The sequence below is a fragment of the Paenibacillus sp. SRL342 genome, assembly GCF_984798905.1.
Genome location: NZ_OZ481790.1, coordinates 5,460,218 through 5,485,556, shown reverse-complemented (window position 1 = coordinate 5,485,556; position 25,339 = coordinate 5,460,218). Strand labels below are relative to the sequence as shown.

The 25,339-nt window shown below is 42.3% G+C and carries 16 protein-coding genes, 2 pseudogenes and 2 riboswitches; of the genes and pseudogenes, 12 read left to right on the top strand and 6 right to left on the bottom strand.

The features are described from left to right. Positions 1 to 60: 60 nt before the first annotated feature. Both AC4E8D_RS24160 and ptsP read left to right on the top strand, forming a co-directional pair. On the top strand, positions 61 to 336 hold the full coding sequence (locus tag AC4E8D_RS24160) for an HPr family phosphocarrier protein (RefSeq protein ID WP_024633102.1): 276 nt from the start codon (positions 61 to 63) through the stop codon (positions 334 to 336). Next, complete coding sequence (gene ptsP, locus AC4E8D_RS24155; protein ID WP_221824718.1) at positions 329 to 2,041, top strand: phosphoenolpyruvate--protein phosphotransferase; 1,713 nt, start codon at positions 329 to 331, stop codon at positions 2,039 to 2,041. Before AC4E8D_RS24160 ends, ptsP begins: the two co-directional genes overlap by 8 nt. Before the next feature lie 236 nt (positions 2,042 to 2,277). On the opposite strand, the gene gcvPB is transcribed toward ptsP, so the two are convergent. From gcvPB to gcvT, 3 genes are all read right to left on the bottom strand, one after another. Continuing rightward, positions 2,278 to 3,717, bottom strand: a complete 1,440-nt coding sequence (gcvPB, locus tag AC4E8D_RS24150; protein WP_221824794.1) for an aminomethyl-transferring glycine dehydrogenase subunit GcvPB — start codon at positions 3,715 to 3,717, stop codon at positions 2,278 to 2,280. A 134-nt stretch (positions 3,718 to 3,851) separates the two neighbouring features. Beyond that, positions 3,852 to 5,207 carry an aminomethyl-transferring glycine dehydrogenase subunit GcvPA gene (gene gcvPA, locus AC4E8D_RS24145; protein WP_490205337.1) on the bottom strand — a complete coding sequence of 452 codons (1,356 nt, stop codon included), beginning with the start codon at positions 5,205 to 5,207 and terminating at the stop codon, positions 3,852 to 3,854. Then, positions 5,204 to 6,340, bottom strand: coding sequence for a glycine cleavage system aminomethyltransferase GcvT (gcvT, locus tag AC4E8D_RS24140; protein ID WP_339305423.1), 1,137 nt, complete (start codon positions 6,338 to 6,340; stop codon positions 5,204 to 5,206). Before gcvT ends, gcvPA begins: the two co-directional genes overlap by 4 nt. Positions 6,341 to 6,556: 216 nt before the next feature. Next, positions 6,557 to 6,657, bottom strand: a riboswitch (glycine riboswitch). A gap of 3 nt (positions 6,658 to 6,660) precedes the next feature. Then, positions 6,661 to 6,783: riboswitch (glycine riboswitch) on the bottom strand. Between the two features lie 344 nt (positions 6,784 to 7,127). Between gcvT and gcvH the strand changes: the two genes are divergently transcribed. From gcvH to AC4E8D_RS24115, 5 genes are all read left to right on the top strand, one after another. Continuing rightward, the gene (gene gcvH, locus AC4E8D_RS24135; RefSeq protein WP_047844042.1) at positions 7,128 to 7,520 is read left to right on the top strand and encodes a glycine cleavage system protein GcvH; all 393 of its coding nucleotides are present in this window, start codon (positions 7,128 to 7,130) and stop codon (positions 7,518 to 7,520) included. Positions 7,521 to 7,939: 419 nt separating this feature from the next. After that, positions 7,940 to 9,394, top strand: a complete 1,455-nt coding sequence (locus tag AC4E8D_RS24130) for a PTS mannitol transporter subunit IIBC (protein ID WP_339178744.1) — start codon at positions 7,940 to 7,942, stop codon at positions 9,392 to 9,394. A 38-nt stretch (positions 9,395 to 9,432) separates the two neighbouring features. Next, complete coding sequence (locus AC4E8D_RS24125; RefSeq protein WP_339305419.1) at positions 9,433 to 11,535, top strand: BglG family transcription antiterminator; 2,103 nt, start codon at positions 9,433 to 9,435, stop codon at positions 11,533 to 11,535. After that, the gene (locus AC4E8D_RS24120) at positions 11,532 to 11,966 is read left to right on the top strand and encodes a PTS mannitol transporter subunit IIA (protein ID WP_017686856.1); all 435 of its coding nucleotides are present in this window, start codon (positions 11,532 to 11,534) and stop codon (positions 11,964 to 11,966) included. The genes AC4E8D_RS24125 and AC4E8D_RS24120 overlap by 4 nt, the downstream gene beginning before the upstream one ends. Continuing rightward, positions 11,963 to 13,108 carry a mannitol-1-phosphate 5-dehydrogenase gene (locus AC4E8D_RS24115; RefSeq protein ID WP_339305417.1) on the top strand — a complete coding sequence of 382 codons (1,146 nt, stop codon included), beginning with the start codon at positions 11,963 to 11,965 and terminating at the stop codon, positions 13,106 to 13,108. The genes AC4E8D_RS24120 and AC4E8D_RS24115 overlap by 4 nt, the downstream gene beginning before the upstream one ends. A gap of 60 nt (positions 13,109 to 13,168) precedes the next feature. On the opposite strand, the gene AC4E8D_RS24110 is transcribed toward AC4E8D_RS24115, so the two are convergent. From AC4E8D_RS24110 to AC4E8D_RS24100, 3 genes and pseudogenes are all read right to left on the bottom strand, one after another. Next, positions 13,169 to 13,420 carry a cysteine-rich CWC family protein gene (locus AC4E8D_RS24110; RefSeq protein ID WP_076212388.1) on the bottom strand — a complete coding sequence of 84 codons (252 nt, stop codon included), beginning with the start codon at positions 13,418 to 13,420 and terminating at the stop codon, positions 13,169 to 13,171. A gap of 139 nt (positions 13,421 to 13,559) precedes the next feature. Next, positions 13,560 to 13,805: pseudogene (locus tag AC4E8D_RS24105) on the bottom strand (endonuclease MutS2); the annotation flags it as partial. Then, a pseudogene (locus AC4E8D_RS24100) lies at positions 13,800 to 13,898 on the bottom strand (helix-turn-helix domain-containing protein); the annotation flags it as partial. The pseudogenes AC4E8D_RS24100 and AC4E8D_RS24105, both read right to left, overlap by 6 nt. Positions 13,899 to 14,453: 555 nt before the next feature. Between AC4E8D_RS24100 and AC4E8D_RS24095 the strand changes: the two are divergent. The 5 genes from AC4E8D_RS24095 to pglZ all read left to right on the top strand — a co-directional run bounded on the left by AC4E8D_RS24095 (position 14,454) and on the right by pglZ (position 25,307). Continuing rightward, positions 14,454 to 15,065: a BrxA family protein gene (locus AC4E8D_RS24095; RefSeq protein WP_490205336.1), complete on the top strand. Its 612-nt coding sequence runs from the start codon at positions 14,454 to 14,456 to the stop codon at positions 15,063 to 15,065. Next, positions 15,043 to 15,594 (top strand): BREX protein BrxB domain-containing protein, encoded by a 552-nt coding sequence (locus AC4E8D_RS24090; protein ID WP_490205335.1) that lies wholly within the window; start codon positions 15,043 to 15,045, stop codon positions 15,592 to 15,594. Before AC4E8D_RS24095 ends, AC4E8D_RS24090 begins: the two co-directional genes overlap by 23 nt. A gap of 12 nt (positions 15,595 to 15,606) precedes the next feature. Then, complete coding sequence (gene brxC, locus AC4E8D_RS24085) at positions 15,607 to 19,197, top strand: BREX system P-loop protein BrxC (RefSeq protein WP_490205334.1); 3,591 nt, start codon at positions 15,607 to 15,609, stop codon at positions 19,195 to 19,197. A gap of 48 nt (positions 19,198 to 19,245) precedes the next feature. Beyond that, the gene (gene pglX, locus AC4E8D_RS24080; RefSeq protein WP_490205333.1) at positions 19,246 to 22,629 is read left to right on the top strand and encodes a BREX-1 system adenine-specific DNA-methyltransferase PglX; all 3,384 of its coding nucleotides are present in this window, start codon (positions 19,246 to 19,248) and stop codon (positions 22,627 to 22,629) included. Positions 22,630 to 22,802: 173 nt separating this feature from the next. Further along, complete coding sequence (gene pglZ / locus AC4E8D_RS24075) at positions 22,803 to 25,307, top strand: BREX-1 system phosphatase PglZ type A (RefSeq protein ID WP_490205332.1); 2,505 nt, start codon at positions 22,803 to 22,805, stop codon at positions 25,305 to 25,307. The last annotated feature ends 32 nt before the right edge of the window (positions 25,308 to 25,339 follow it).

Sequence of the window (25,339 nt, the reverse complement as noted above, 5' to 3'; positions counted from 1 at the left end):
GCAAGCAAGTGTAAATATATGCAATGCCTAAACCAAACTACTGAAAGTGAGATGATTGTAATGCAACAAACATTCAGAATTACAGACGAAGATGGTATCCACGCACGTCCGGCGACAGCCCTGGTAAATACAGCAAACAAATTCAAAGGTGCAGAATCCTTTGCAGAAGCTAACGGTAAAAAAGTAACTTTGAAATCCATTCTGGGTGTTCTTTCTCTCGGATTGGAACAAGGCGACACCATCAACATCATCGTTGAAGGCGAAGGCGAAGCTGAAGCTCTTCAAGCTTTGACTGACGTTATGGTTAACGAAGGGTTGGGCGAAATTAATGCTTAATGTCTCCGGGATCGCGGCTTCGGCGGGTATTGCTATCGCCAAGGCGTTTATCTTGGAGCATCCTGACTACTCTGTAGAAAAACGCCAAATTAACGACGTTGACGCAGAGATCGCGAAACTCGACTCAGCTCTGGGTAAATCCCAGGCTGAGCTTGAGGCGATCAAAGAGCGCACTTTACAAGAGCTTGGCGAGAAAAAAGCAGAGATTTTTGCTTCGCATTTGCTCATTTTGAATGACCCGGAACTGATTGATCCGGTTAAAGCTAGAATTGCGGATGACATGATCAATGCAGAATTTGCTTTGAACGAAACGGCATCGCAATTTATCTCCATGTTTGAGAACATGAAGAGTGCTTACCTGCAGGAACGTGCTGCAGATATGCGTGACGTTACCAAACGTGTGCTAAATCACTTGCTTGGTATCGACTTCATGAGTCCGGCTGAGATCAACGAAGAAGTGATCGTGCTTGCGGAGGATCTAACACCTTCCGACACGGCTCAACTGAACCGTCAATTTGTTAAAGGTTTTGCAACCAACATTGGTGGTCGTACTTCTCACTCGGCGATTATGGCTCGCTCTCTTGAGATTCCAGCTGTTGTTGGAACCAAGGACATCTTGGCTCAAGCGAAACAAGGCGATATGATCATTGTTGACGGTCTGGATGGTCACGTACTGGTTAACCCTACTGATGAAGTTATTGCTGAATACCGTGCCAAACAGGAACAGTATGATGCACAACGTGCAGAGTGGAGAAAACTTCGTGATGAGCCAACGGTAACGGTGGACAACGTTCATGTTGAACTTGCAGCCAACATCGGTACACCAAATGATGTAACGGGTGTTCTGGAGAACGGTGGCGAGGCTGTAGGCCTGTACCGTACCGAGTTCTTGTACATGGGCAGAGACAAGCTCCCTTCCGAAGACATTCAGTATAATGCTTACAAAGCGGTACTGGAAAAAATGGAAGGTAAACCTGTTGTTGTTCGTACACTCGACATCGGTGGAGACAAAGAGCTTCCATACCTGGATCTGCCAAAAGAAATGAATCCATTCCTCGGCTTCCGCGCAGTTCGTCTGTGTCTGGACCGTCTGGATATCTTCCGTACACAATTGCGTGCATTGCTGCGTGCAAGCGTACATGGAAACCTGCGTGTCATGTTCCCGATGATCGCAACACTCGGTGAATTCCGTGAAGCAAAAGCTGTCTTGCTCGAAGAGAAAGACAAGCTGGTTGCTGAAGGTATTACTGTTTCTGACAGCATTCAACTCGGAATCATGGTCGAAATTCCTTCGACTGCAGTTCTGGCGGATCAATTTGCCAAAGAAGTGGATTTCTTCAGTATCGGAACAAACGATCTGATTCAATATACAATGGCTGCTGACCGTATGAACGAACGAGTGGCTTATCTGTACCAACCTTACAACCCAGCCATTTTGCGTTTGGTTAAAATGGTTATCGATGCAGCGCATCGTGAAGGCAAATGGGTTGGCATGTGTGGTGAGATGGCAGGAGACGAAACAGCAATTCCATTGTTGCTTGGTCTTGGATTGGATGAGTTCAGCATGAGCGCAACCTCCATTCTGCCAGCTCGTAGTCAGATCACCAAGTTGTCCCGTGCGGATATGCAGGAATTGGCTGCTAAAGCTCTGGATATGCAAACGGCTGAACAAGTTGTTGAATTGGTTCAAAGCATTCAAGCGTAATTTTGCCGGGGTTTCCTCCGGATTTGAGGTTTTTTCTTTTTCCGATAATGAGCTGCATTGATGCAGCGATATTGCCGGTATCCGCGATTCATTGTGGATACCGGCTTTTTTTGTTGCGTAGATGTATAGGAAATAAAGGGGAGTACGAGGGAAAAGTCCTGTAATGTTTAACCAAAAAATGCTCTCACTGGTGTAGTTAACATCAGCAAGAGCATGGACAAGAAACTCACTTAGTTTTAACTGCAAGCGCAGTTCAGTACAGGTTTGCGAGCGGCGGTGGTTTCATCCAGACGGGTGACCGGTGTTCCGTAAGGTGCGTTCAGGACTAATTCTGGTGTCTCTTCCGCTTCTTTGGCAATCCGTATCATCGTATCAATGAACCCATCCAGCGTTTCTTTACTTTCGGTTTCTGTCGGCTCGATCATGATGCATTCTTCGACGTTGAGCGGGAAGTACACGGTTGGTGGATGATATCCAAAATCAAGCAGTCGTTTGGCAACGTCAAGTGTGCGTACACCATATTGCTTCAACCCCCGTCCAGACATGACAAATTCATGTTTACATACGCCCGGATACGGAATCTCGTAGTAAGGGGCGAGACGGGCCATCATATAGTTGGCATTCAGTACCGCGCATTCAGAGACACGGCGTAAGCCTTCCGGTCCATAGGTGCGAATGTAAGCATAGGCACGTACCAATATACCGAAGTTACCGTAGTAGGCTTTCACCCGGCCAATGGATTGATCGCCTTCACGATCGAATGCATACATACCGTCATCATTTTTGATCACCATCGGCTTAGGCAGGAACGGAACCAGACGGCTCTTCACGCCGACGGGTCCGGCGCCAGGTCCACCACCGCCATGAGGCGTACTCATCGTTTTGTGCAAGTTCAGATGCACCACGTCAAAGCCCATATCACCCGGACGGGTAATGCCCATAATGGCATTGGAGTTCGCGCCATCGTAGTATAGCAAACCACCAGCCTGGTGTACGATGGATGCAATCTCCTGAATGTCTTTCTCGAACAAACCAAGTGTATTCGGATTTGTCAGCATCAATGCCGCCGTATCCGAACCGACGGCTGCACGGAGTGCATCCAGATCAACTAGTCCGTCTGCCCGGGATGGAATCGTCACAGTTTCAAATCCTGCAACGGTAGCACTTGCCGGGTTGGTCCCGTGAGATGAATCGGGCACGATGACTTTGGTACGTTGTTCGCCACGACCTTCGTGGTAGGCACGAATCATCATAAGTCCAGTCCATTCTCCATGGGCACCAGCGGCTGGTTGCAGAGTCACAGCGTCCATACCTGTCAGACCTGCAAGGTCGTTTTGCAACGTATATAACAGTTCAAGAGCACCTTGAATGCTGGATTCATGCTGGTACGGATGGATTTTGGCGAAACCGTTATAACGTGCAACATCCTCATTAATCTTTGGATTGTATTTCATCGTACAAGAGCCCAGTGGGTAGAATCCGTTATCTACACCGAAGTTGCGACGGGATAGCGCAGTATAATGTCGAATAACATCTATCTCGAACACTTCCGGCAGTGCCGCTGCTTCCGAACGGAGCATTTCCCGGGGAATCAACGTATTGGCGGCCTGACGAGGAACGTCACATTCTGGCAAGGAATAAGCGACACGCCCCGGGCTGCTGAGTTCAAAAATCAATGATTGTTCCGGAGCAGGAGATAAGGTCTGTGCACTAAATGTTGTATCCGTCTCAGGTTGAACCGAAGTGGAGACAGAGGTACCTGTTTCCGATTGTCCCTGTACCGATGTTGTCGTTGTCGTCGTTTCCTGAGTCACAGCGATCCCTCCAATGCTCGTGCGAATTCGTCAATCTCTTCCTTACTGCGTCGTTCGGTAACAGCAATCAGCATATGTCCGGCAAGCTCTGGATAATCACGTCCAAGTTCGTAACCACCAATGAAGCCCGCATCCAGCAGTTTCAATTGAAGAGCATCCACGTCTGTTCCCTCAGGAAGCTGAATAACAAACTCATTAAATGTTGGTGCATTAAAAGTAAGGCTAACTCCAGGAATCACAGTTAATGTATTCAGGGTGTAATGACTCTTTTGCAGGTTCAGATCCGCTACATCGATCATTCCTTGTTTCCCCATGATGGACATATAGACAGATGCGCTGAGTGCCAGCAAAGCCTGGTTGGAACAGATGTTGGATGTCGCCTTTTCGCGGCGGATATGCTGTTCACGTGCTTGCAGTGTGAGTACAAAACCACGTTTGCCGTTGCGATCCGTGGTCTGGCCTACAATTCGGCCAGGAATTCGGCGCATATGAGGCTGGGACACGGCGAAATATCCGCATGTCGGACCGCCGAGTGAAGCGGCGATGCCGAGGGGCTGCGCATCACCTACAACGATGTCGGCACCCAGCTTGCCTGGGGCTTCCAGCAGACCCAGCGATAGCGGGTTGGCACTTACAACGAGCAGGCCCTTGTGCGCATGCACCAGATCGGCAGCCTGCTTTACATTTTCCACGGCACCAAAGAAGTTTGGACTCTGGATCATGACAGCAGCGGTATCGTCGGATATGGCTGCTTGCAGGGCATCCCAATCAGTGACGCCATCCTTATAACCAATCTCGACAATCTCCAGACGGAGTCCGTGCGCATATGCCTGCAATACCTGACGGGCTTCCGGATGAACGGTACGGGATACGATGAGCTGTTTGCGACGAGTTGCTGCTGCGGCGAGATTACCGGCTTCCGCAAAAGCTGTTGCGCCGTCATACATGCTGGCATTGGCTACAGCCATACCGGTTAATTCACAGATGTAGGATTGAAATTCGAAAATGGCCTGTAGTTCACCTTGGCTGATCTCAGGCTGATAAGGTGTGTAGGCAGTGTAAAACTCGGAACGGGAAATGACATGATTGATGACGGAAGGAACATAATGATCATATATGCCAGCGCCGAGGAAGCTGGCGTGTGTTTCGAAATTGGCGTTGGCGCCGGCTTGTTTGGACATGTGACGTGTCAGCGCATATTCATCAAGTTTGGAGGATACGGGCAGCTCGCCCTGATAACGAATCTCCTGCGGAATGTCCTGAAACAGATCCTCCAGCGTACCCACACCAATGGTTGCGAGCATGGCGTTCTGATCTTGCTCAGTCATGGGAATGTAACGGTGCTTGCTCATGCTTGATCAGCTCCTTGAGTAGGTGTCTTCGACGTACGTGTCCGTTTATGAAAAGGGGTCTTCACGACCTCGGCTTTTAATTTCTTGCCGCGAATCTCAATCTCAAGCGGGGTTCCCAGCGCAGCGTATTTGCTGTCGATGAGGGCAAGCCCCAGATTACGCTTCAATGTAGGTGATTGCGTGCCTGTTGTCACTTCACCGATCTGTACGCCTTCGGCGTAAATCGGATAGTGGGGGCGGGGAATACCGCGCTCCAACACTTCGATGCCGACCAGTTTGCGGGCGGGCCCGTCAGTTTTTTGCTGTAACAAGGCTTCGTGTCCGATAAAAGGTCCGGCATTCAGCTTCACAAACATACCTACGCCAGCTTCGAGTGGAGAGATAGTTGCCGACAATTCCTGTCCATACAGAGGGAGCTTTGCTTCAAAGCGCAGTGTATCCCGAGCACCGAGGCCTGTGGGTACAAGTCCGTGACCTTCACCGGCTTGCATTAACCCATTCCAGACCACAGCGGCCTGATCTGCAGGAACATATAGCTCAAAGCCATCTTCACCGGTATAACCGGTACGGGACAACAGTAATTTTACTCCACATACTTCAGCATCCTGCACAAAACGAAACGGTTCAATCGAGCTTACATCCGTATCTGTAACTTTTCCGATAATGTCTACAGCCAGTGGACCTTGCAAGGCGAGTAGCGCCGTCTGCTCCGAATCGTTGGTCATGCTTACGCCGGGAATCAAGTGCTCTTGCAGCCACGCCCAATCCTTGTCGATGTTGGAGGCGTTAACCACAAGCATATAATGCTGATCTTCCAGCTTATACACGAGCAGATCATCCACCACACCGCCATCTGGATAACACATCAGGGTGTACTGGGCTTGATCGGGAACCAGCGTGGTCACATCATTGGTCATCATTTGTTGCAAAAACGCTTCAGCCTGCTCACCCTGTACCGTGAATTCGCCCATATGGGATACATCGAACAGTCCCGCGCGCTCGCGTACCGCTTCATGTTCTTTCTGGATTCCGCTAAATTGTACCGGAAGCTCCCAGCCTCCAAAATCAATGCACCGTACGCCTTCGTATTGCTGATACAGTGGGAAGAGTGGTGTTCTAAGCAAATCGGACATCAAATCACCTCGTCATGGGCCGTGAGCCGGCCGGATATACAATCGTGGATCAATGAACCAGGGTATTTTTAAATTTCCAGCTAGATAATTTCATCACATAAGTATGGTAAGGCAGCTATGGCAGCGCCGTTCTACATCCTGTTTTTCGTTTTTTGGGAAAAAGGAAAAGGACAGGCCAAAGAATCGGCATGCCAAGTAGCACGCTGTATTCTAAGGCTCTGTCCCTTGTACCTGAGAGTTACCCCGCTGCGTTGTGCAGCAGGTTTCCCCTTGGGTGATCATAACGCCCGCACAGGGCGAATAGATGCTCTCCAGAGTTGCGTCCCGTAAAAGTCCTTTTGCCTGAGAGATTCACCTCCGCTTATCGGTGGTTTACTCCTTCGGCGTTACCTCATGTACATCCCGAATCGGGTGTCACGGGTAATCTCTCCCTTTACATTCATCCGCGGGTATTACATAGTCCAATAAACATATTTACTCTTTTCATTAAAACGTGAATCCACTACCGATGTCAAGAACGATATCATAGATAACAATTTAAAACCGAATATTTAATCTGTTTTCTATGTTATTGTTCGTGTATTTATAAAGAGTGCGCTTACTATTCTAATATTCACCAGTATATGAAGAAAGAGTGTAATCCGGTTACAGGATTTAGAGGTGTTCAGTAAATAAATTGTGAGGTATATTGACATTTGATTCATAAATATCATACGCTATGTTCTGGGAAAAAGGTTAAGGTCAAAGAACGCATGCACTCATTTAATGAAAAGCGAGGCGGATATCGATGAGCGAATTGAAAAGTGATTTCCTGTACAGTGAAGAGCATGAATGGGTGCAAACCGTAGGGGAGGATACTGTACGTATTGGCATTACCGAGTTCGCACAGCATCAGCTGGGTGACATTGTGTTTGTGGAACTGCCTGACCTTGAAACCAATGTAAAAGCAGAAGATAGCATTGGAACGATCGAATCGGTCAAAACGGTTTCGGACTTGTTCTCTCCCGTCACAGGTTCAATTATTGCAGTTAATGATTCGTTGCAGGATTCCCCTGAACTTGTGAACAGCTCTCCTTACGAGGAAGGCTGGATGATTGAGATTCGTGTTGAGGGAGATCTGACAGCAGCATTGTCTACATTGATGAATGCAGACGCGTATCGGAAACATACGGAAGAATAGTTTTAACGAACTTGTACTTATTAACATATATTTTATAACCAAATGATATGAGCTTCATATTGTTTCGACCTGTGTGAGCCTGATGCTTGCACGGGTTTTTTGTGCTTTCCAAGAATGGTTTTGAATGTGGATTGAAGCAGATTGTGGATGTAAATCACCTGATTGGACCAAGCTATAGGTTAGAAAATGATTCTGGAAATGATAAAAGTCATAGGCGGAAAAAGCCTTGTGTATCAAGGGGTTGAGTCATTATGCATCGATTAAAACGATTACATAACCTAATGTTGTCATCATTGTTCATGACGAAAGTACGCTTTCATTTCATTGAACAGGAGAGCATTCTCGCTTAGGATTACAACAGGGGAGAAATGATACCCCTTTCATAAATCATAATCACTTGATCCAAGGAGGATAATACAATGAGTAATTTGGACCAATCGTCCAATTCCAAAGGTGGGCTACGGGTAGGGGTTCAGCGCTTCGGCCGATTCCTGAGTGGTATGGTCATGCCGAATATGGGCGCATTTATCGCCTGGGGATTAATTACGGCTCTGTTCATTCCAACAGGCTGGTTCCCTAACGAGACGCTTGCCCAGCTAGTCGATCCGATGATCAAATATTTGCTGCCACTGTTAATTGGTTACACCGGGGGTACGATGGTGCATGGTCAGCGCGGTGGTGTCGTGGGTGCCATTATGACCATCGGGGTCATCGTGGGTAGTGATATTCCAATGTTCCTCGGTGCCATGATTGCCGGACCACTGGCAGCATGGATCATTAAAAAGTTTGATAAATCCATTGAAGGTAAAGTTAGAGCCGGATTTGAAATGCTGGTTAACAACTTCTCAGCCGGTATTATTGGCGGGATCTTGGGGATTTTTGCGCTACTGGGCATCGGGCCTGCTGTAGAAGCGATTAGCAAAGTATTGTCTGCCGGGGTACAAGGCTTAATGAATCTGGGCTTGTTACCGCTGGTCAATCTAATCATTGAACCAGGTAAAGTATTGTTCCTGAACAATGCAATCAACCACGGGATTCTGACACCGATTGCAACAGATCAGGCAAGAGAATTAGGGCAATCCGTTTTATACATGCTTGAATCGAACCCGGGTCCGGGACTTGGTATCTTGCTTGCTTACTGTTTCTTCGGACGCGGAATGGCCAAATCTTCTGCACCGGGTGCTGTTATCATTCATTTCTTCGGGGGAATTCATGAGATCTACTTCCCTTACATTTTGATGAGACCGATTCTGATTCTTGCCGCAATTGCGGGTGGCGTCGCAGGTACATTAACATTCATGCTCACTGGAGCAGGACTTGTTTCGGCACCATCACCGGGTAGTATTATCGCGTATTTCCTCTTAACACCAAAAGGTGGATACCTGCCGATGCTCGCAGGGGTGCTTGTAGCAGCAGTTGTATCCTTCCTGGTTGCAGCAGTGTTGCTGAAAACGGGTAAACAAAAAGACGAAGATCTGGAGTCCGCATCCAGTCGGATGAAAGACATGAAGAGTCAAGGAACCGTGCCAAACGCTGGTATTACGGCTAATCAACGTGAAGCAGACAGAGTCGCAGATATGGCTTCTTCTACAGTGAAAACAGATGTGAAGAAAATTGTCTTCTCCTGTGATGCAGGCATGGGGTCGAGTGCCATGGGCGCTTCCATTCTACGTAAGAAGATGAAGGCAGAGGGGATTGACGTTACGGTGACCAATACGGCTATCAGTGATATCCCACCGGATGCAGATGTGGTAATTACACAACAAGTATTGACCGATCGTGCCCGCTCCGTAGCGCCGAACGCAGAACATATATCCATCGACAACTTCCTAAAAAGCCCGGAATACGATGCGCTCGTTGAACGTCTAAAGTAATTGCACGCATTCGTTTTCCCTGAGCCGGAGGCTGAGATATGAGTATTACCAAAAGACAACGTGAAATCGTGGAGTTTCTGCTGGAGCATCCACATGAAGTCACTGCCGGCGAAATCGCCGTTGAAGTAAAGGTCAGTACCCGAACGGTTCACCGGGAGCTGCAAATGATTGAACAATGGCTTGAACCTTTGGGCATGAGGCTGGAAAAAAAATCAGGAACCGGTATCCGAATCGATGCCAGTTCCGATGATCTGGCTGTATTGCGCAAGCAACTAGAGGGTAAAGAATATGTAGAGTTTACGCCAGAAGAGCGTAAGCTCTTCATGCTTTGCATCTTGCTGGATGAACCGGAGCCTGTAAAGTTACTCGCCTTGGCTTCGGATCTGAAAGTGACCGTATCCACCGTAACCACGGATCTGGACGATCTGGAGTCACGGATCCGTCAGGCGGGACTAAAGCTGGTTCGCAGACGTGGATATGGCGTCAAGATTAACGGAAGTGAGAAAATTCATCGCACAGCCATAGCTGCACTTGCTCTCGAATTTTTGGATGAGTCCGACCTGTTCGGAAGACAGCCAGAACAAGGGGGCTCCGTCGTAAACCAAAAACTGTTGGATATGATTGGACACGGTGATGTGCTTACGGTCGAAAATGCGTTATGGCAACCAGACATCGAATGGCTGGAGAACATCCCGGAACGCCAATACATGAAGCTGCTGATTCAATTATCCGTCGCGGTTGTACGTATTCGTAAAGGCTTTGGCATTGGCCGTATGTCTCCACAAGAGAACACGGGAGATAAAGTTGCAGAGCAAGATGAGATGAAGGTTCCACCTTATATGGCTTCCCGCTTGTGTGGTGTGTTATCCACCCAACTGGGACTGACATTCTCCCAAGATGAGCAAGCTTATTTTCACAGACTATTAATTGAGACAGAGCAGCGGATTCACTCTTCACGGCTGTTGCCAATAGACGACTTGATATTACTGGACAGGGTACATTCACTGATTGATCAGATGCAGGCGAGAACACATTATGCCTTTCATGAGGATCGGTTGCTTCGTGAAGGTCTGCTTGGTCATATGCAACCTGTAATGGAGCGAATTGAAGGGCAACAGATGATTCGTAATCCGCTACTGCAGCAGATTCGCAAGGATTATGATTCACTCTTCGAAGAAGTCAAACAATCCGTGCATCAAGCTTGGCCAGGTACTGACGTTCCGGATGAGGAAATTGGTTTCTTAGTCATGCACTTTGGCGCTTCCATCGAGAGGTTACGTGCATTGAAACGGGAGATCAGGGCCATCATCGTGTGTACAAGCGGAATCGGATCATCACGCATGCTTTCCAGCCGATTATCCAAGGAGATTCCCGAAATTCGGATCATGGACAGCGTGTCCTGGTATGAAGCTGCCCGGATGCCTACAGATCAATATGATCTGGTCTTATCCACTGTTGATCTGCCGATGGATGAGCATCAGTATTACAAAGTAAGTCCACTGCTTACGGCGGAAGAGAGCGAACGTCTGCGTCATTTTATCCGAACAACAACATTACAACAACAGCATAATAAGCCCCGTGAAATAGAGGTTCAGACGACAAGTCGTTATTCTGACCCTGACGGAATGGAAGCTATTTTAGTTGAGATCGTCCGAATTATTGGAAAGTTTCAGGTGTATCCGCTGGATAACCAAGATATCGGATTCTATAAAACGGTGTATGCGATGTGCAACGTACTCCATGGATCTGGTGTGTTGAGGGAACCGGAGGAGGTCGCAAAACGGTTGGAGGCACGTGAGGCAGTGGGGAGTCAGAAGATTCCCGGCACAAGACTTGCGCTGTTTCATACACGCAGTGAGGGGATCTACAGGCCGTCCATTAGCTTGTTTCAGCTCACTGAGCCACTCCTTCGTACGCCGGATGATCCGGCAGGAGTTACCCATGTCCTCTTGATGCTCGGTCCCAGAGAATTATCCAAGGAAAGCCTGGAGGTTCTCAGTGAGATCAGCGCCCTGTTATTACAGGAAGAAATGATTACATTGCTGGAAAAGGGAATCAGGGATGAACTCATTCATTACCTGTCCCAGGAACTCGTTGGATTTTATCGCAGTAAAACCGAAATTGGAGGTCAACCATTATGAGTATGTTAACAACAGATAAAGTCATCATGAATGCGACGGCTCAGGATAAATACGAAGCGATTCGCATGGCAGGACAGATTCTGAAGGATGCGGGACATATTACCGCTGATTACATTGAGAAGATGATTGAACGTGAAGAGATTGTCTCAACCTATGTAGGGAACGGCCTTGCGATCCCACACGGTACAAAGGAATCCAAAGCTTTCATTTTATCCACAGGTATCTCTGTCATTCAGTATCCACAAGGTGTTGATTTTGGCGAAGAAAAGGCTTATATGGTCATTGGTATCGCGGCTCAAGGCGGGGAACATATGGAGATCTTGACTAGCATTGCGGTGATCTGTGCTGAGGATGAGAATATGGAGGCCCTGCGTCTGGCGAAAACAGCCGAAGAAGTTATCGCTATTCTGGAAAGTGAAATGGAACTATGAAGGCTCTACACTTTGGCGCAGGTAACATTGGACGTGGGTTCATTGGATTGATTCTCTCCCGTGCAGGGTATGAGGTGATTTTCTCCGACGTGAATCAGGACTTGGTAGCAGCTCTTCAGGAGCAGGGACAGTACACGGTGGAACTGGCTAACGAGAGCAAGGATCAGGAGACCGTTACAGGTGTAAACGCAATCGATGGGACTCAGCTAGAAACGGTTGCCCAAACTGTGGTGGAAGCTGATCTGATTACAACCGCAGTGGGTGTGGGCGTGTTAAAACATATTGCACCAGGGATTGCGAAGGGACTTGAGAAAAGACTGAATTCCGGTCCTGCTCAAAACCCTCTTCACATTATTGCTTGCGAGAACGCCATTGGAGCCAGCACACAATTGAAAGAGCATGTATATGCTCTGCTTGATGAAAAAGTACGTTCCCTTGCAGATCAGTATGTTTATTTTCCAGATTCAGCCGTAGACCGGATAGTGCCTATTCAGCATCATGAAGATCCGTTGCATGTACAGGTTGAGCCTTTTTACGAGTGGGTAGTTGATCGTTCCCAGATGGCTCCTGCATTCAAACCGGTTGAGGGCATTGTATATGTCGATGATCTGGAGCCGTATATCGAACGGAAACTGTTCACTGTTAATACAGGACACTGCGTTGCAGCATATATCGGTAATGTGCACGGGTATGACACGATTCAAAAGGCTATTGCCAACGAGAAGGTGAAATCGATTGTCTACGGTGCTTTGCAGGAAACTGGAAAAGTTCTGGTGAAGCGTTTTGCATTCAACCCGGAAGAACATGAGCAGTATATTGTCAAAATATTGGGACGGTTTGTCAACCCGTATCTCACCGATGAGGTCACTCGTGTTGGTCGTTCCCCGCTGCGCAAGTTGTCCCCAAATGATCGTCTGGTTCGCCCGGCCCTTCAGGCATATGCGGATGGAACTGATACGACTTATCTGGCTATGGGTATGGCAGCAGCCTGCAAGTTCGATGTCTCCGATGATCCGGAAGCAGTTGAACTACAGGACATGATCCGCGAGAAGGGGATTACAGCTGCGCTCCACCATTATACGTCCATGGATGAGCATCATCCGGTGCTTGAACAGGCTGTTGCCCAGTATAACCAAATGTAAGAACAGTGGTAGCAAGCTAACAGTATTGATGAGGCATAATGAAGAAGAGCCATACAGTTATTAACTGTGTGGCTCTTCTTTTGGTTGGCGTTTATCGGCATAGTCGTCCAAACAGCGTTGACATATGCAGGATTTTCGGCGCTGCTCTGGCGGAATGCGGTCAAACACACCCTCGGGGAAAGTAGCCCGGTTACACCAGCATTCCGAATGAGGATGTCCTGCGGCATAGGAACAGCGATTAGCTTCCCCGCATAATGGGCAGACAAGAACATCGATATGGATGTGCTCTTGATCGTCTTGTTCTGCAGACATACAGTTCTTCCCTCCCTGTGGAATAGCTACGAGCTGAAGTTAAACATACTGGTCCCAGTATAACAGAAATGTGCTTCTGATTATGGATTTCACTGTGTATATATGACTTCCAGTTCACTACATCTGTTTCTCCCATCGGCTATTCTTCAGGCGGTAATTCGATTTGGAGGCCTTCCACATGTTTGCGTCCCATCAACTTACGTTTCTTTCGATTTTCCTTTGTTTCTAGCACAATGTCCAAGTCATAATCTTCACCCGGATAAAGCTCATCGGCAGATATATGCAGGGTCAGGCGTTTCTTATGGATTTTGACTTTGCGTCCCCGCAGCATGACCCCGATATTTCCACGGCTATCCTCCACATCACAGACGATGCCTGACTGATTGAATTCTTTTGCGAGGCTTCTTGAACTCTGACCTTGCCGATGGAGGATTTCGAGCTTGCTGCGCTCAATTATGCTAAGATGTCTGTAGCTCATGGTGGTTGTTGTGGTGACTTCATTCTACACGAATCCGGCATGAGCCATTTTTTATTTATTTCCAGCGGGTGTCGCACTTCATATTACAATCCGTCATATATGAATAATGATTGTGCTATACCCAGATTAAATCACCACTATTTGGGAGTTAAAACCTAAACTTATATGTGATAAATTTAATAAGCTTTATTTGAGGCATTTCACCAATTAATCCAAACCTTAACGGGGTGTTCGCTTGAAAAGAAAGATCATATATATCTTAGGCATTTTAATCGTTATCATAGTTGATCTATAGATGCAGTAATGTCAGTGATAACAGTAAGATGTACTTATAATCATTAATTTTCAAACTGATGTCCGGAATGTGTTTTGAAATGTCCTGGTTAGGAGTAAGTGACTGCACGCTCCACTTTGTTTAGATGCTTCACCAATATATGAGGTGTGCTAGTAAATTCGAGGAAGGTTTCACTCACTATTTCAGAATATTAATCAAATATCAAATTGTAAAGGCAATCGTTATACTTAAAGAAAGAATAAAACGGAGGTCAATAATATATGGAGTACTCTGCAGGAATAACAAGTGAAAGATGGTATCAGCATGACATTGAGTATGTTTTGTCCTTATTAGAAAAAGACCTAGGACGAGAAGAAATTCGAGAATTGGTACTACAAGAAAATCCATTTTTAGTGAAAACAGAGGCTGCCTTACAAAAACGATTTCAGTTAGCTTATAAAAGAGCTATTAGTTTATCTAAAGAGCTTAGAAGCTTCTATTTATCAGGAACTAAATATGATCAAAGAGCTTTAATTTTATATACATTTCTAAAAATTTATCGGTATGCATATGAAAGCTTATATGAATTAATTATTTATCGCTATCAACAAAAAAATAAGAAATTGATTTTAGCCCATTTAGAATCATTTATGGGAGAAAAGGAGCAACATTCTGAAAAAATTGCAAACTGGAGCGAAGTTTCGAAGAAAAAGGTCAATAATACACTTCTTTTGTTTTATAATTCTAGTGGTATAATTGACCTAAATGATGGGGTCTACTCAATTACACCATTACATGTAAGTCCACAATTAAAAAAATACGCAATCAAAAATGATCCATTATTAGCAGCGATGATTACGTTACAGGTAGGTGGAAATATTGACGATTTATAAACGACTAGAACAATTAGAAGTACGAATTCATCAAGAGGGCTTTACTAAGCCCACTGGTATCGGCAGTGAAATTCCACATTTCGTATTTGATTATCCAGCAGAAGACGAATTGATTGTTCGTACATTTAAAGAAGGTTTACTGAAACGTTCGCTATTAAATATCAAGGAAATCAATTTATTTCAGTTTCTGCTCACATTATTTGAAGACGATTTAGAAGAACTCATTGAATTGGCAGAAGAAGAGGGGTATGAGGAACTATCTCAAGCTATTCAAACGGTACTTGAAGACCGCACGCTGTTAGTAGATAGCTTTATAGAACAAGCTGAAGATGCCGAACTAATATTTATTACAGGGGTGGGTACAGTGCATCCATTTATTCGTTCTAGCCATCTATTAAAAAAACTGTCTAATCATGCGTATAGAAAACCGCTAATCTTGTTCTACCCAGGACATTTTACGGGCCTCGATTTACGTTTATACAATCTATTCCGTCACGAAGACGAATATCAACTTACACGAATTTCATAGGGAGTGCTTTAAATGATCATTAAAAGTATTTTTAAAGAAGATATTAATCGTCCCATTAATGGTGTCGTACAGGCAGGGCAAATAGACGAAGAAACAATTTATACGGAGTTAAGGGAATACGTTGTTACTGATGAGATTTTAAATAGTTTAAAAGATTTTTATAATAACTATGAAGGTGTTTACAAAGTACATACAAAGGATGTAGGGGTATGGATTTCTGGCTTCTTTGGATCCGGTAAATCGCACTTTTTAAAGATTCTTTCCTACTTACTAGATAACAAACAAATTAAAGGTCGTGCACCATTCGAGTATTTTGAATACAAAATTAAGGATGAAGAGTTATTAGCTGCCATGCGTCGAATTGGCGGTAAATCATCTGATGCATTACTATTCAATGTTGGCTCTGAAGCAAGTACAAATGCGACACGCGCCAGTAAAGAAAGCATCATTGAAATCATTTTACGTATTTTCAATGAGCATGTTGGGTATTCAACGACACTTTGGGTGGCTGATTTTGAACGCCAATTAGAGCGAGAAGGGAAGTACCTTGCTTTTACAAATAAAATTGAAGAACTGTACGGCGAAACGTGGTCAAACTATCGCTTAAAATTCCGTATGCGTTTTGGAAAAATGATAGCAGCATTATCAGCGGTTGGTTACGACGAAGCATCCGCTGATTTTATGGTTCGCAATGCACAAAGAGAATTTAGCATTTCAGCGAAAGAATTAGGTAAACTAATCGCTGAATATTGCCAGTCAAAGGGTGCAGATTACCGTTTAGTATTCCTAATCGATGAAGTAGGTCAGTACATCGGTATGGACAACAATTTAATGCTTGATTTACAAAATGCAGTCGAAGAAATTGGTGCTGCTACAAATGGACAAGCTTGGATTGCTATTACATCACAAGAAAGCATTAAATCTGTAGCAAACGTTGTCGATACAACGAGCTTCTCGAAAATCCAAGGCCGCTTTAAAACACGTATTAATCTATCCAGTTCCAATACAGATGAAGTATTAAAGCGTCGTCTACTTGAAAAGTCAGAAACAGCTACCAAAACATTAGAAGCGATGTATGAGCCGAATGAGCAATTAATTCGTAACCGCTTATCTTTTGATAAAGAGAAAACACAATACAACTCAGCTTACCGCACCACTGAAGAATTTGTTGCGATTTATCCATTTGTACCTTATCAAGTAGAACTATTACAAGCTGTACTTGAGAAAATCGGTATTCACGGTGAAGGAAGTTCATACGCGTCACGTGGAGAACGTTCATTATTGAAATCATTCCAAGATGCAGCGATTAAGCATAATGATGATGAGCTTGGCACATTAGTAACGATGGCAGAATTTTACCCAACGATTCGTCAGCACTTAGAGTCAACGATTGTGCAAACAATAACGAAGGCCGAAAGTAGAGCTGCTAATAATGAAGGGCTTTACGCAGCAGATGTTGATATTTTAAAAGTACTTTACTTAATTAAAGGAATTGATCATATTCAAGCAACACCAAGTAATATTACGGCTCTCCTTTTAACACGTATCGATGCTGAGCAAAACGAAACAGCCATTAAAGAATCGTTAAGTCGTTTAGAGCAAACGATGTTTATTGAAAAACATGCAGATGGTACGTACTCATTCCTTTCTGATGAGGAACAAGAAATTAATAGTGAAATTCGAAATGTAGACATAAATTTGAGTATTATCAAGGCAAACTTAGCAGAAACATTTTTCACTGAAATGTACAATAAATCGAAATTCACAAATAATAAAGGTTTTATCTTTGAATACAATAAACGCTTTGATAACTATTCAAAGTCGAATATGAAATATCCGTTAACCATGCAAGTCATTACAGGTTCTATGTCACCAGCAGAAGCAGCTTTGCAATCTGCTGAGGGACATATGGTTGTGTATTTAAACGAAGAACTAGTGGCAGAGGCGGAAGAGGCAATTCGTTTATCGGAGCAAATTCGTCGATACGTATCTTCAAAGCGTAATGCAAGTACAACACAAGCCCAGCACCGTATTTATGATGCGAAATTAGCGAGTGTCGATGATTATGATCAAAAAGCAAAAGAGCTATTGGCAAAAGCATGTGAATTAGCAATTTTTTATATACAAATGCAGGAGCGTACATTCCGTGGGAGTTTTGAAAAGAAAGTAAATGATGCATTTGAAATGCTCGTCCAAAACACATATAAGTATTTAGAATATATCGATGAGCCAATCCTGATGAAGAATGTGACATTGGAATGGAAACGTATATATGAGCAAGGAATTCAGCAAGATTTGCTAAATACAACAGGGAATATTCGTGCTTATAATGAAGTGCTTCGTTATTTAGAAGAACTGATCCGTTTACATCAAAAACCATCATTAAAAGAGGTACTAGATAAATATAGTCAAGTGCCATACGGTTGGACAGAAATTGATACGATTGGCATTTTGCTAGCGCTAATGCATGACAATAAATTGAAATTTACGATTACAGATGAACTATTTAGTCCAACTATCGCAACTGATTTCTATACAAAGTTAAATCGCACAACAGATCGCGACAAAATTCGTGTAGTACCCGAAATTGAAGTCGATCCGAATGTACGTCGAGACTTTATGGCAATTTACAAAGAATTGTTTGGTCGAATAGATGGTGGAGTTTCTTATCAAGATTTTGCAGATGCTTTAAATGAAGCAATGAACAAATACTTTAGTAATCCGCTTCAAAACATTACAAATCGTTATCAACAAGGCAATTCGGCGCAATATCCATACCCTGAATATACGAAAGTAGTCGCCATTTCAAATGCTATAAAACGCTTAATGCAAATACGTGACCCAGAGCAGCTAGTGAAGGCGTTTATAGAAGCAGAGGATGATCTGATTGACGCTCAAGAACAGCTTGAAGATTTATCGGGCTTCTACTTAAATTCACCAATTAAGCGCTTTGATGAAGCGGTACAGTTTTTAAACGCGATTCATAATGATTTAACACATACACAGTCGGACGAAGTGAATTTATTAAGAAAACAGCTTACGGATATTTTAGTAAAGACACAGCCGTACCGTGATATTCCGTTAATTCCGTCAATTATTGAAAAGCTACAGCAGACAATTGCGAATGAAGTAAATGCCCATAAGCAAGCAGTTAGTACACAAATTACTCAGCTGGAACAAAAATTAAGTGAGCTTAAAGAATACTATTCAAATAACGAGGTGGTACGTAGCTTAATTTCTGAAAGAATGCCTCAATTTACGAATGCATTGCAGCAACTATTGGAAGCTGATAGTTTAATGATGATTCAAATGAAATTAAACGAGCTACGAGATGTGACAACACAAATTCAACAAGCGGCAAAACAAAAAGAAGACGAATTGCTTCGTGTAGTGAAGAATCCTGTATATGAAACATCAACTGAACCTACACAACCGACAGTTGTACGGGAAAAAGGGACGAAGGTTATTTCATCACAGACACTACGTGGCATGTTAGTGAAAACGGAAATCCAAACACAGTCAGAATTAGATGATCTATTAGCAGGGTTAAAACAACAGCTATTAAAAGAGTTAAAAGACAATACGTTAAAATTTGATCTATAAAAGGGAGGGGGTGACCCCCTTCTTTACTTACTAGAGGTGAGCAAAATTATGAATAAAACAGCATTAAAAAACTTCGCAACTTGGTCACGTCGTAAATTAATTGAGCAAGTTCAAACAAAAGCACTCTTATATGGAATCGATGAAAAGAATGGTTTGCATATAGAAGAACAGTTTGGACAGCTATTAATTAATGGATATACGTACCCGTTATCGATGAAAAGCGCATTTACGGCTTTAAAAAAGCAATTAGATCAAAAAGGTTATAAACAACTGCTTGAAGAAGCAGCGTACACATGGTTTAACCGAATCATTGCTATTCGCTATATGGAAGTACATGAATACTTACCAGAGCGAGTGAATGTGTTATCTAGTAGTATCGGACGAGTAGATCCGGATATTTTATTTGAATATGACACGATGGATTTAGCGATTAAGCAAGAGGAAGTACGTGAACTAATAAACGCTGGGAATACAGAGGCAGCATACCGTATTTTATTTGTGGCACAATGTAATGCGCTAAATCCGATTCTCCCATTTATGTTTGAGAAAATTCAAGATTATTCAGAGTTATTATTACCGGACTTTTTACTAGATGCAGAGTCTGTCATTAAAACGCTTGTACAAAGTGAAGAGCTGACAGAGAGCTTTTCCGAAATTGAAGTGATTGGTTGGTTGTATCAATACTATATCGCAGAAGAAAAAGACCGTGTCTTCGCGCAAAAGTCCAAGTATAAAAAAGAAGAAATCCCATTTGCCACACAGCTATTTACACCAAAATGGATAGTACAATACATGGTACAAAACTCACTTGGTCGTTATTGGACAGAAGCACATCGAGAAGACGAAGATTTAATCGAGAACTGGGAATACTTCATCAAACATGAAGAAGACTTCCACGATAAAATTGCTCCATATGTGAATAAAGAATTAAAGGTAGAAGACATTAAGCTACTAGATCCGGCAATGGGAAGCGGACATATTTTAGTGTACGCTTTTGAAGTATTCTATGAAATTTACGAGAAGTGCGGTTATCCAGAACGCGATATCCCACGCCTAATTTTAGAACATAACTTATATGGTTTAGATATTGATGACCGCGCATATCAAATGGCTGCATTTGCGGTAGTAATGAAGGCCGCTTCATACTCAAAACGCTTCTTACGCAGTGTAGAACGTGAAGGCATTCAATTAAATTTAGCATCCATCCAGGAAACTAATCATATTACGGAGGATGTAATTTACTATATTGCACAACAAGAAGTTGGTAAGCAATACAGTCACGTAAAAGCCTTTTTTGACCAATATCATAATGCTAAAACATACGGATCATTAATTAATATTACGGAACGTGGAATTTCGTTTATTGAGGAACGATTTAAGCAAATCGAAAACAACCCAGTGGAAGACTTGTTTTATGTGGAGCAGCATGAAATAGCGAAACAAGTATTGTCGACATTGATTCATCAGACGAAGGTTATGCGTAATGAGTATGATGTAGTGGTAATGAATCCACCGTATATGGGTTCTAGTAATATGAGCAAAGAATTGATGGATTATTTGAAAGTATATTATAGCGATTCTAAATCGGATTTATATGCAGCATTTATGCAATTAGATTTTTATTTGAAAAGTGTGGGGCTTTATACGGCAATAAATCAGCATTCATGGATGTTTTTATCAAGTTTTGTTCAATTGAGAGAAGGGGTTTTATCAAAAAAAACTATTGATTCTATGATACACCTAGGTTCAAGAGCATTTGAAGAAATTGCTGGAGAAGTAGTTCAATCTACAACTTTTGTACTTAGAAACTATACCATTAAACAGCAACAAGGAAAATATATTCGTCTAATTGATTATAAAAATGCTGAATTAAAACGGAAAGTAGCTCTAAATAAAATTTCTAATCGTGAATATTATATTTTTGAACAAAGAGATTTTTTAAAAATTCCATCTTCCCCAATAGCTTATTGGTTAAGTGATAAAGTAGTTAATATCTTTGAAAAGTCATTGAAATTGGGAGATGTAGGGGATTCTAAAAAGGGTTTAGATACAGGAAAAAATGATAGGTACTTAAGAATGTGGTTTGAAGTCTCACCTGAAAAAGTAAACAAAAAATGGTTTCCATTAAATAAAGGGGGGGGGTATAGGAAATGGTATGGAAATCAATTATATCTTATTGATTGGGAGAATGATGGTAAAGAGTTGAAATCTATTAGTTCTTCGAATATACGAAATGAAAAATATTATTTTAAAGAATCTTTGACATGGTCGGACTTAAGTACTGCAGATTTCGGAGCTAGATACTCTCCAGAAGGTTTTATTTTTGAAGCCACTGGTCCAAGTTATTTTGGAGAAAACTTATATGAAACATTAGCCTATATGAATAGTGTTGTATTTAATTACTTTGCTCAAATAACAATGTCATCCTTACACTATACAAATGGAAGTGTTGCTAAAATGCCTGTGAAAAGGCTAGATATAAATACAAAAATAGTAAAAGAAAATATCTTCATAAGCAAAAAAGATTGGGATTCAAACGAAACTTCATGGAATTTCGATAAGCATCCATTCATAAATGGAGAAAACACCTTAGCGAATGCCTTTGCTAAATGGGAAAGTGAAAAAAGGTCAGATTTTAATAAACTAAAGCTAAATGAAATAGAATTAAATAAAACTATAATAAATAAATTTCAATTAGAAGATGAGTTGTCTCCAATAGTAGATGACTCGAAAATTTCTCTATTTAAAACGGATGTAAAAAAAGATACTATTAGTTTTCTTTCATATTTTATTGGTTGTTTGCTTGGCAGATATTCTATTAATAGCTATAAGGAAATTAAAATGGTACAATTCACGGATTCAGTTTATTTTGAATCTGATATTATTCTTCGCTTAAGAGAGTTCTTGGCAAATGCTTTTTCATTAGATAATGTTGAGGAAAACTTCCAGTGGTTAGCCGAATCCCTTGAGATGAGAAATGGTGAAGATGCAGAAACACGTATTCGTCGTTATTTCGTAGATGAATTTTTTTCAGATCATTGCAAAATGTATCAAAAACGCCCTATCTACTGGCTAGTGGACTCAGGAAAACAAAAGGGTTTACGAACATTAATCTACATGCATCGCTATCAACCCGACACAATGGCAATAATTCGCTTTGAACATTTACAGGAAATCCAAGCGAAGTATCAGCAAGAAATTGTCGATTTAGAAAATCGTTTAGTGAATCCGAATTTAAGTGCAACGGATAAAAAGAAGTTAAATGCTGAGAAAGTGGCGTTTGAGAAGAAAATTGACGAGCTTCGTGAGTTTGATAAACGTTTAGCGGCCATTGCAACAGAGGAGATTGAAATTGATTTGGATGATGGCGTGAAGGTGAATTATGAAAAGTTTTATCGTGGTGGAAGAGGAGTTTTAGCGATGATTAAATAGTTACTTAACATGAAACATTCGTTATACTATTTTATAGTATGACGAATGTTTTACTATATAAAACAAAAAAATCCTACTCCTTGCTAATGCGGTAAGGATAGATAATAGTAAGATTGTTATTATATACGCTTTGTATAAAAGTTTTAGAAATAAGTTTAGAAAGGAGCTTTACATTGAACGTATTACAGTTATTAAAAGAACGCATAGAGGATGAGTTACAAAAAAAGAACAAGCCTCGTACGGTGGTTTTTTGGTATGACGAGCAGGGGGAGTATACGGTGGAGTCGCTAAAGGAATCATTAGGAAATCAGCCGATTCATGTGCGAGCTTTGACGCGTAATAATTTCTTCTCGTTAAAAATTGAAATTGAAACAGAAAAAATAGACGATTCGTTTTTACTATATGCGAAATTTTTAAAACCTGAAAAGGAAAAAAATTATTTGCTTGATATGGAGCTGTACGGTACAGAATTCAAAGCAGATACGACGGCTTTATTTGCAGAGCAATTACAAGTGCGTGATGCGCTGCTGCGCGACATGATGCAAAAGTATCCTGAGTTTTTTAAAAGAACAGAACGTAAAGAAAAGCTGAAAAAAGTGTTGAAACCACAAGCGAGTGAGCGTGAGTTTGAATATGCAATGTTAGCTGTGCTAACTGGAGCGCAAATTGCGGAAATGGATAAGATTGCGCAATATTTATTGATGGCTGGCTTACAAGAAGATTCGAATGAATTATATAAATCCATTGCGAAGCGTTTTAGCAAAGAGCAGCTCTTTGTTTTATTAGGACAGTATTTCGGTGTTCATATTGAGACATATACATTACAACATTTAATGGAGCATATTTTGTATGCCCATTTCCAACGCTATGCGAAGTTTGAGGATACTACGTTGCAGAAAAAGTATGAAACGACACGTGCTAATGCCAGCGCGTTATTTATAGATGACTGGCTACAAACAAAAGATCGTGAAGTGTTGGAGCAATATATACAAGAAATCGAAGGGACGTTTTCGATTATTAAATTGTTAAATGAACGTCCCATTGAGCATTATGCAGATATTTCAACATTCCCTGTTATTGATGTGTTATTGATTGAAAAGCTAATGACAGAGCTACTGCATCAAACTGCTAATCTTGAAGAATGGAAAGAAATTATACAAAATCGCTTAAACATATATTGGGCAAATCGTAGTGAACGTATTCATAGACTATTAACAGTATTAGTACATGCGGTCGATTTAACGATATATAAAACGTTGTTAAAGCAATATGATACGCGTATTCCGTTATATGTACAGTATGCGAGTAGTTTATATTTAATTGATCAGGCTTATCGCCGTTTTATAGTAGGTTATAAGCAACTTGAAAATAGAGAAGTATTAGATGAGTTAGCTGAAAAGTTAACGAATTGGTATGAAAATAAGTATTTATCAAAAGTTGCGGAAGAAACGAATTATACGTTAGAATCAGGGGAAGTGGGTAAGCTTCCAAAACAAGTTGCTTTCTATAAGGAAAACATTGAGCCGATAATGCAAAAGGAATCAACTCGCGTATTTGTACTGATTTCCGATGCGTTACGTTTTGAAGCAGGTGCGGAGTTGCGTGAGCGATTAGATGCACGTGCAAATGGTAGTGCTACGATTAGTCCACTTGTAGCAAATATGCCAACCTATACACAGCTCGGTATGGCTTCACTTTTACCGCATAAAACATTAACGATTGACACAAAAGGAACAGTAGTAGCAGATGGGGAGCCGACAAATGGTTTAACGAATCGTATTAAGATTTTACAAAAATTTGAGCCAGAAGCAGTTGCTATTAGATTTGACGAAATTACGTCTTGGTCACGTGCAACAGCAGATGAGCAGTTAAAGGGTAAACGTTTAGTGTATGTATATCATGACGTGATTGACGCTACGGGTGATTCTGTTAAATCAGAGCGTGAAACATATGCAGCAGTTGCACGAGCGATGAAAGATTTAGAAAAGCTAGTAGACCTGCTTTCAAGATGGCAGGCTAAGCGGATTTTCATTACGGCAGATCATGGGTTCTTATATCAAAATTCAAAAGTTGATAATACGGAGAAAGTAGCAAGTGTTGACGGTGAAAAATTTGATAGCAATCGTCGCTTTATCATTGGTGAAAATTTAGTGATTGGTGATGGGGCAATCGCTGTACCAGAAACCTTTACGACGTTACTAGGCGCAGAGAAAGCTATAGCGAAAGGGATTAACCGTTTTGTTGGTGGTGGTGGGTTACAATTTGTTCACGGTGGAGCAACACCACAGGAGGCCATTACACCGTTAATTGATTATCGCCGTACGTCACAAGCGACACCAGTAGGAATTAGTGTAGCTATGTCATCACGTGTCATTAAAAACTTCCGTATTGAAGTACCAGTGTACCAGGAGCAAAGTATTTCAACAGAATTTATGTCACATACTGTTCGCTTTGCGTTTTATTTAGAAGGAGAACGTATTTCGAATGAAATTGATTATACGTTTGCTATGCATGGACAAAGCCATGAACGCACTGCGAAATTAGTATTTGATTTAACCGAGCAATATTATAAAGCAGGCCAAAAATGTATGCTAAAAATGGCGACAGTAGAAGGTAATAAAGTAACGCCTTATAGTGAAGCGGAATTTACGATTCATATGTATAATGCGTTGTATTAGTAAGGAAGCCCTGATAATGTAATCTTCAGGGC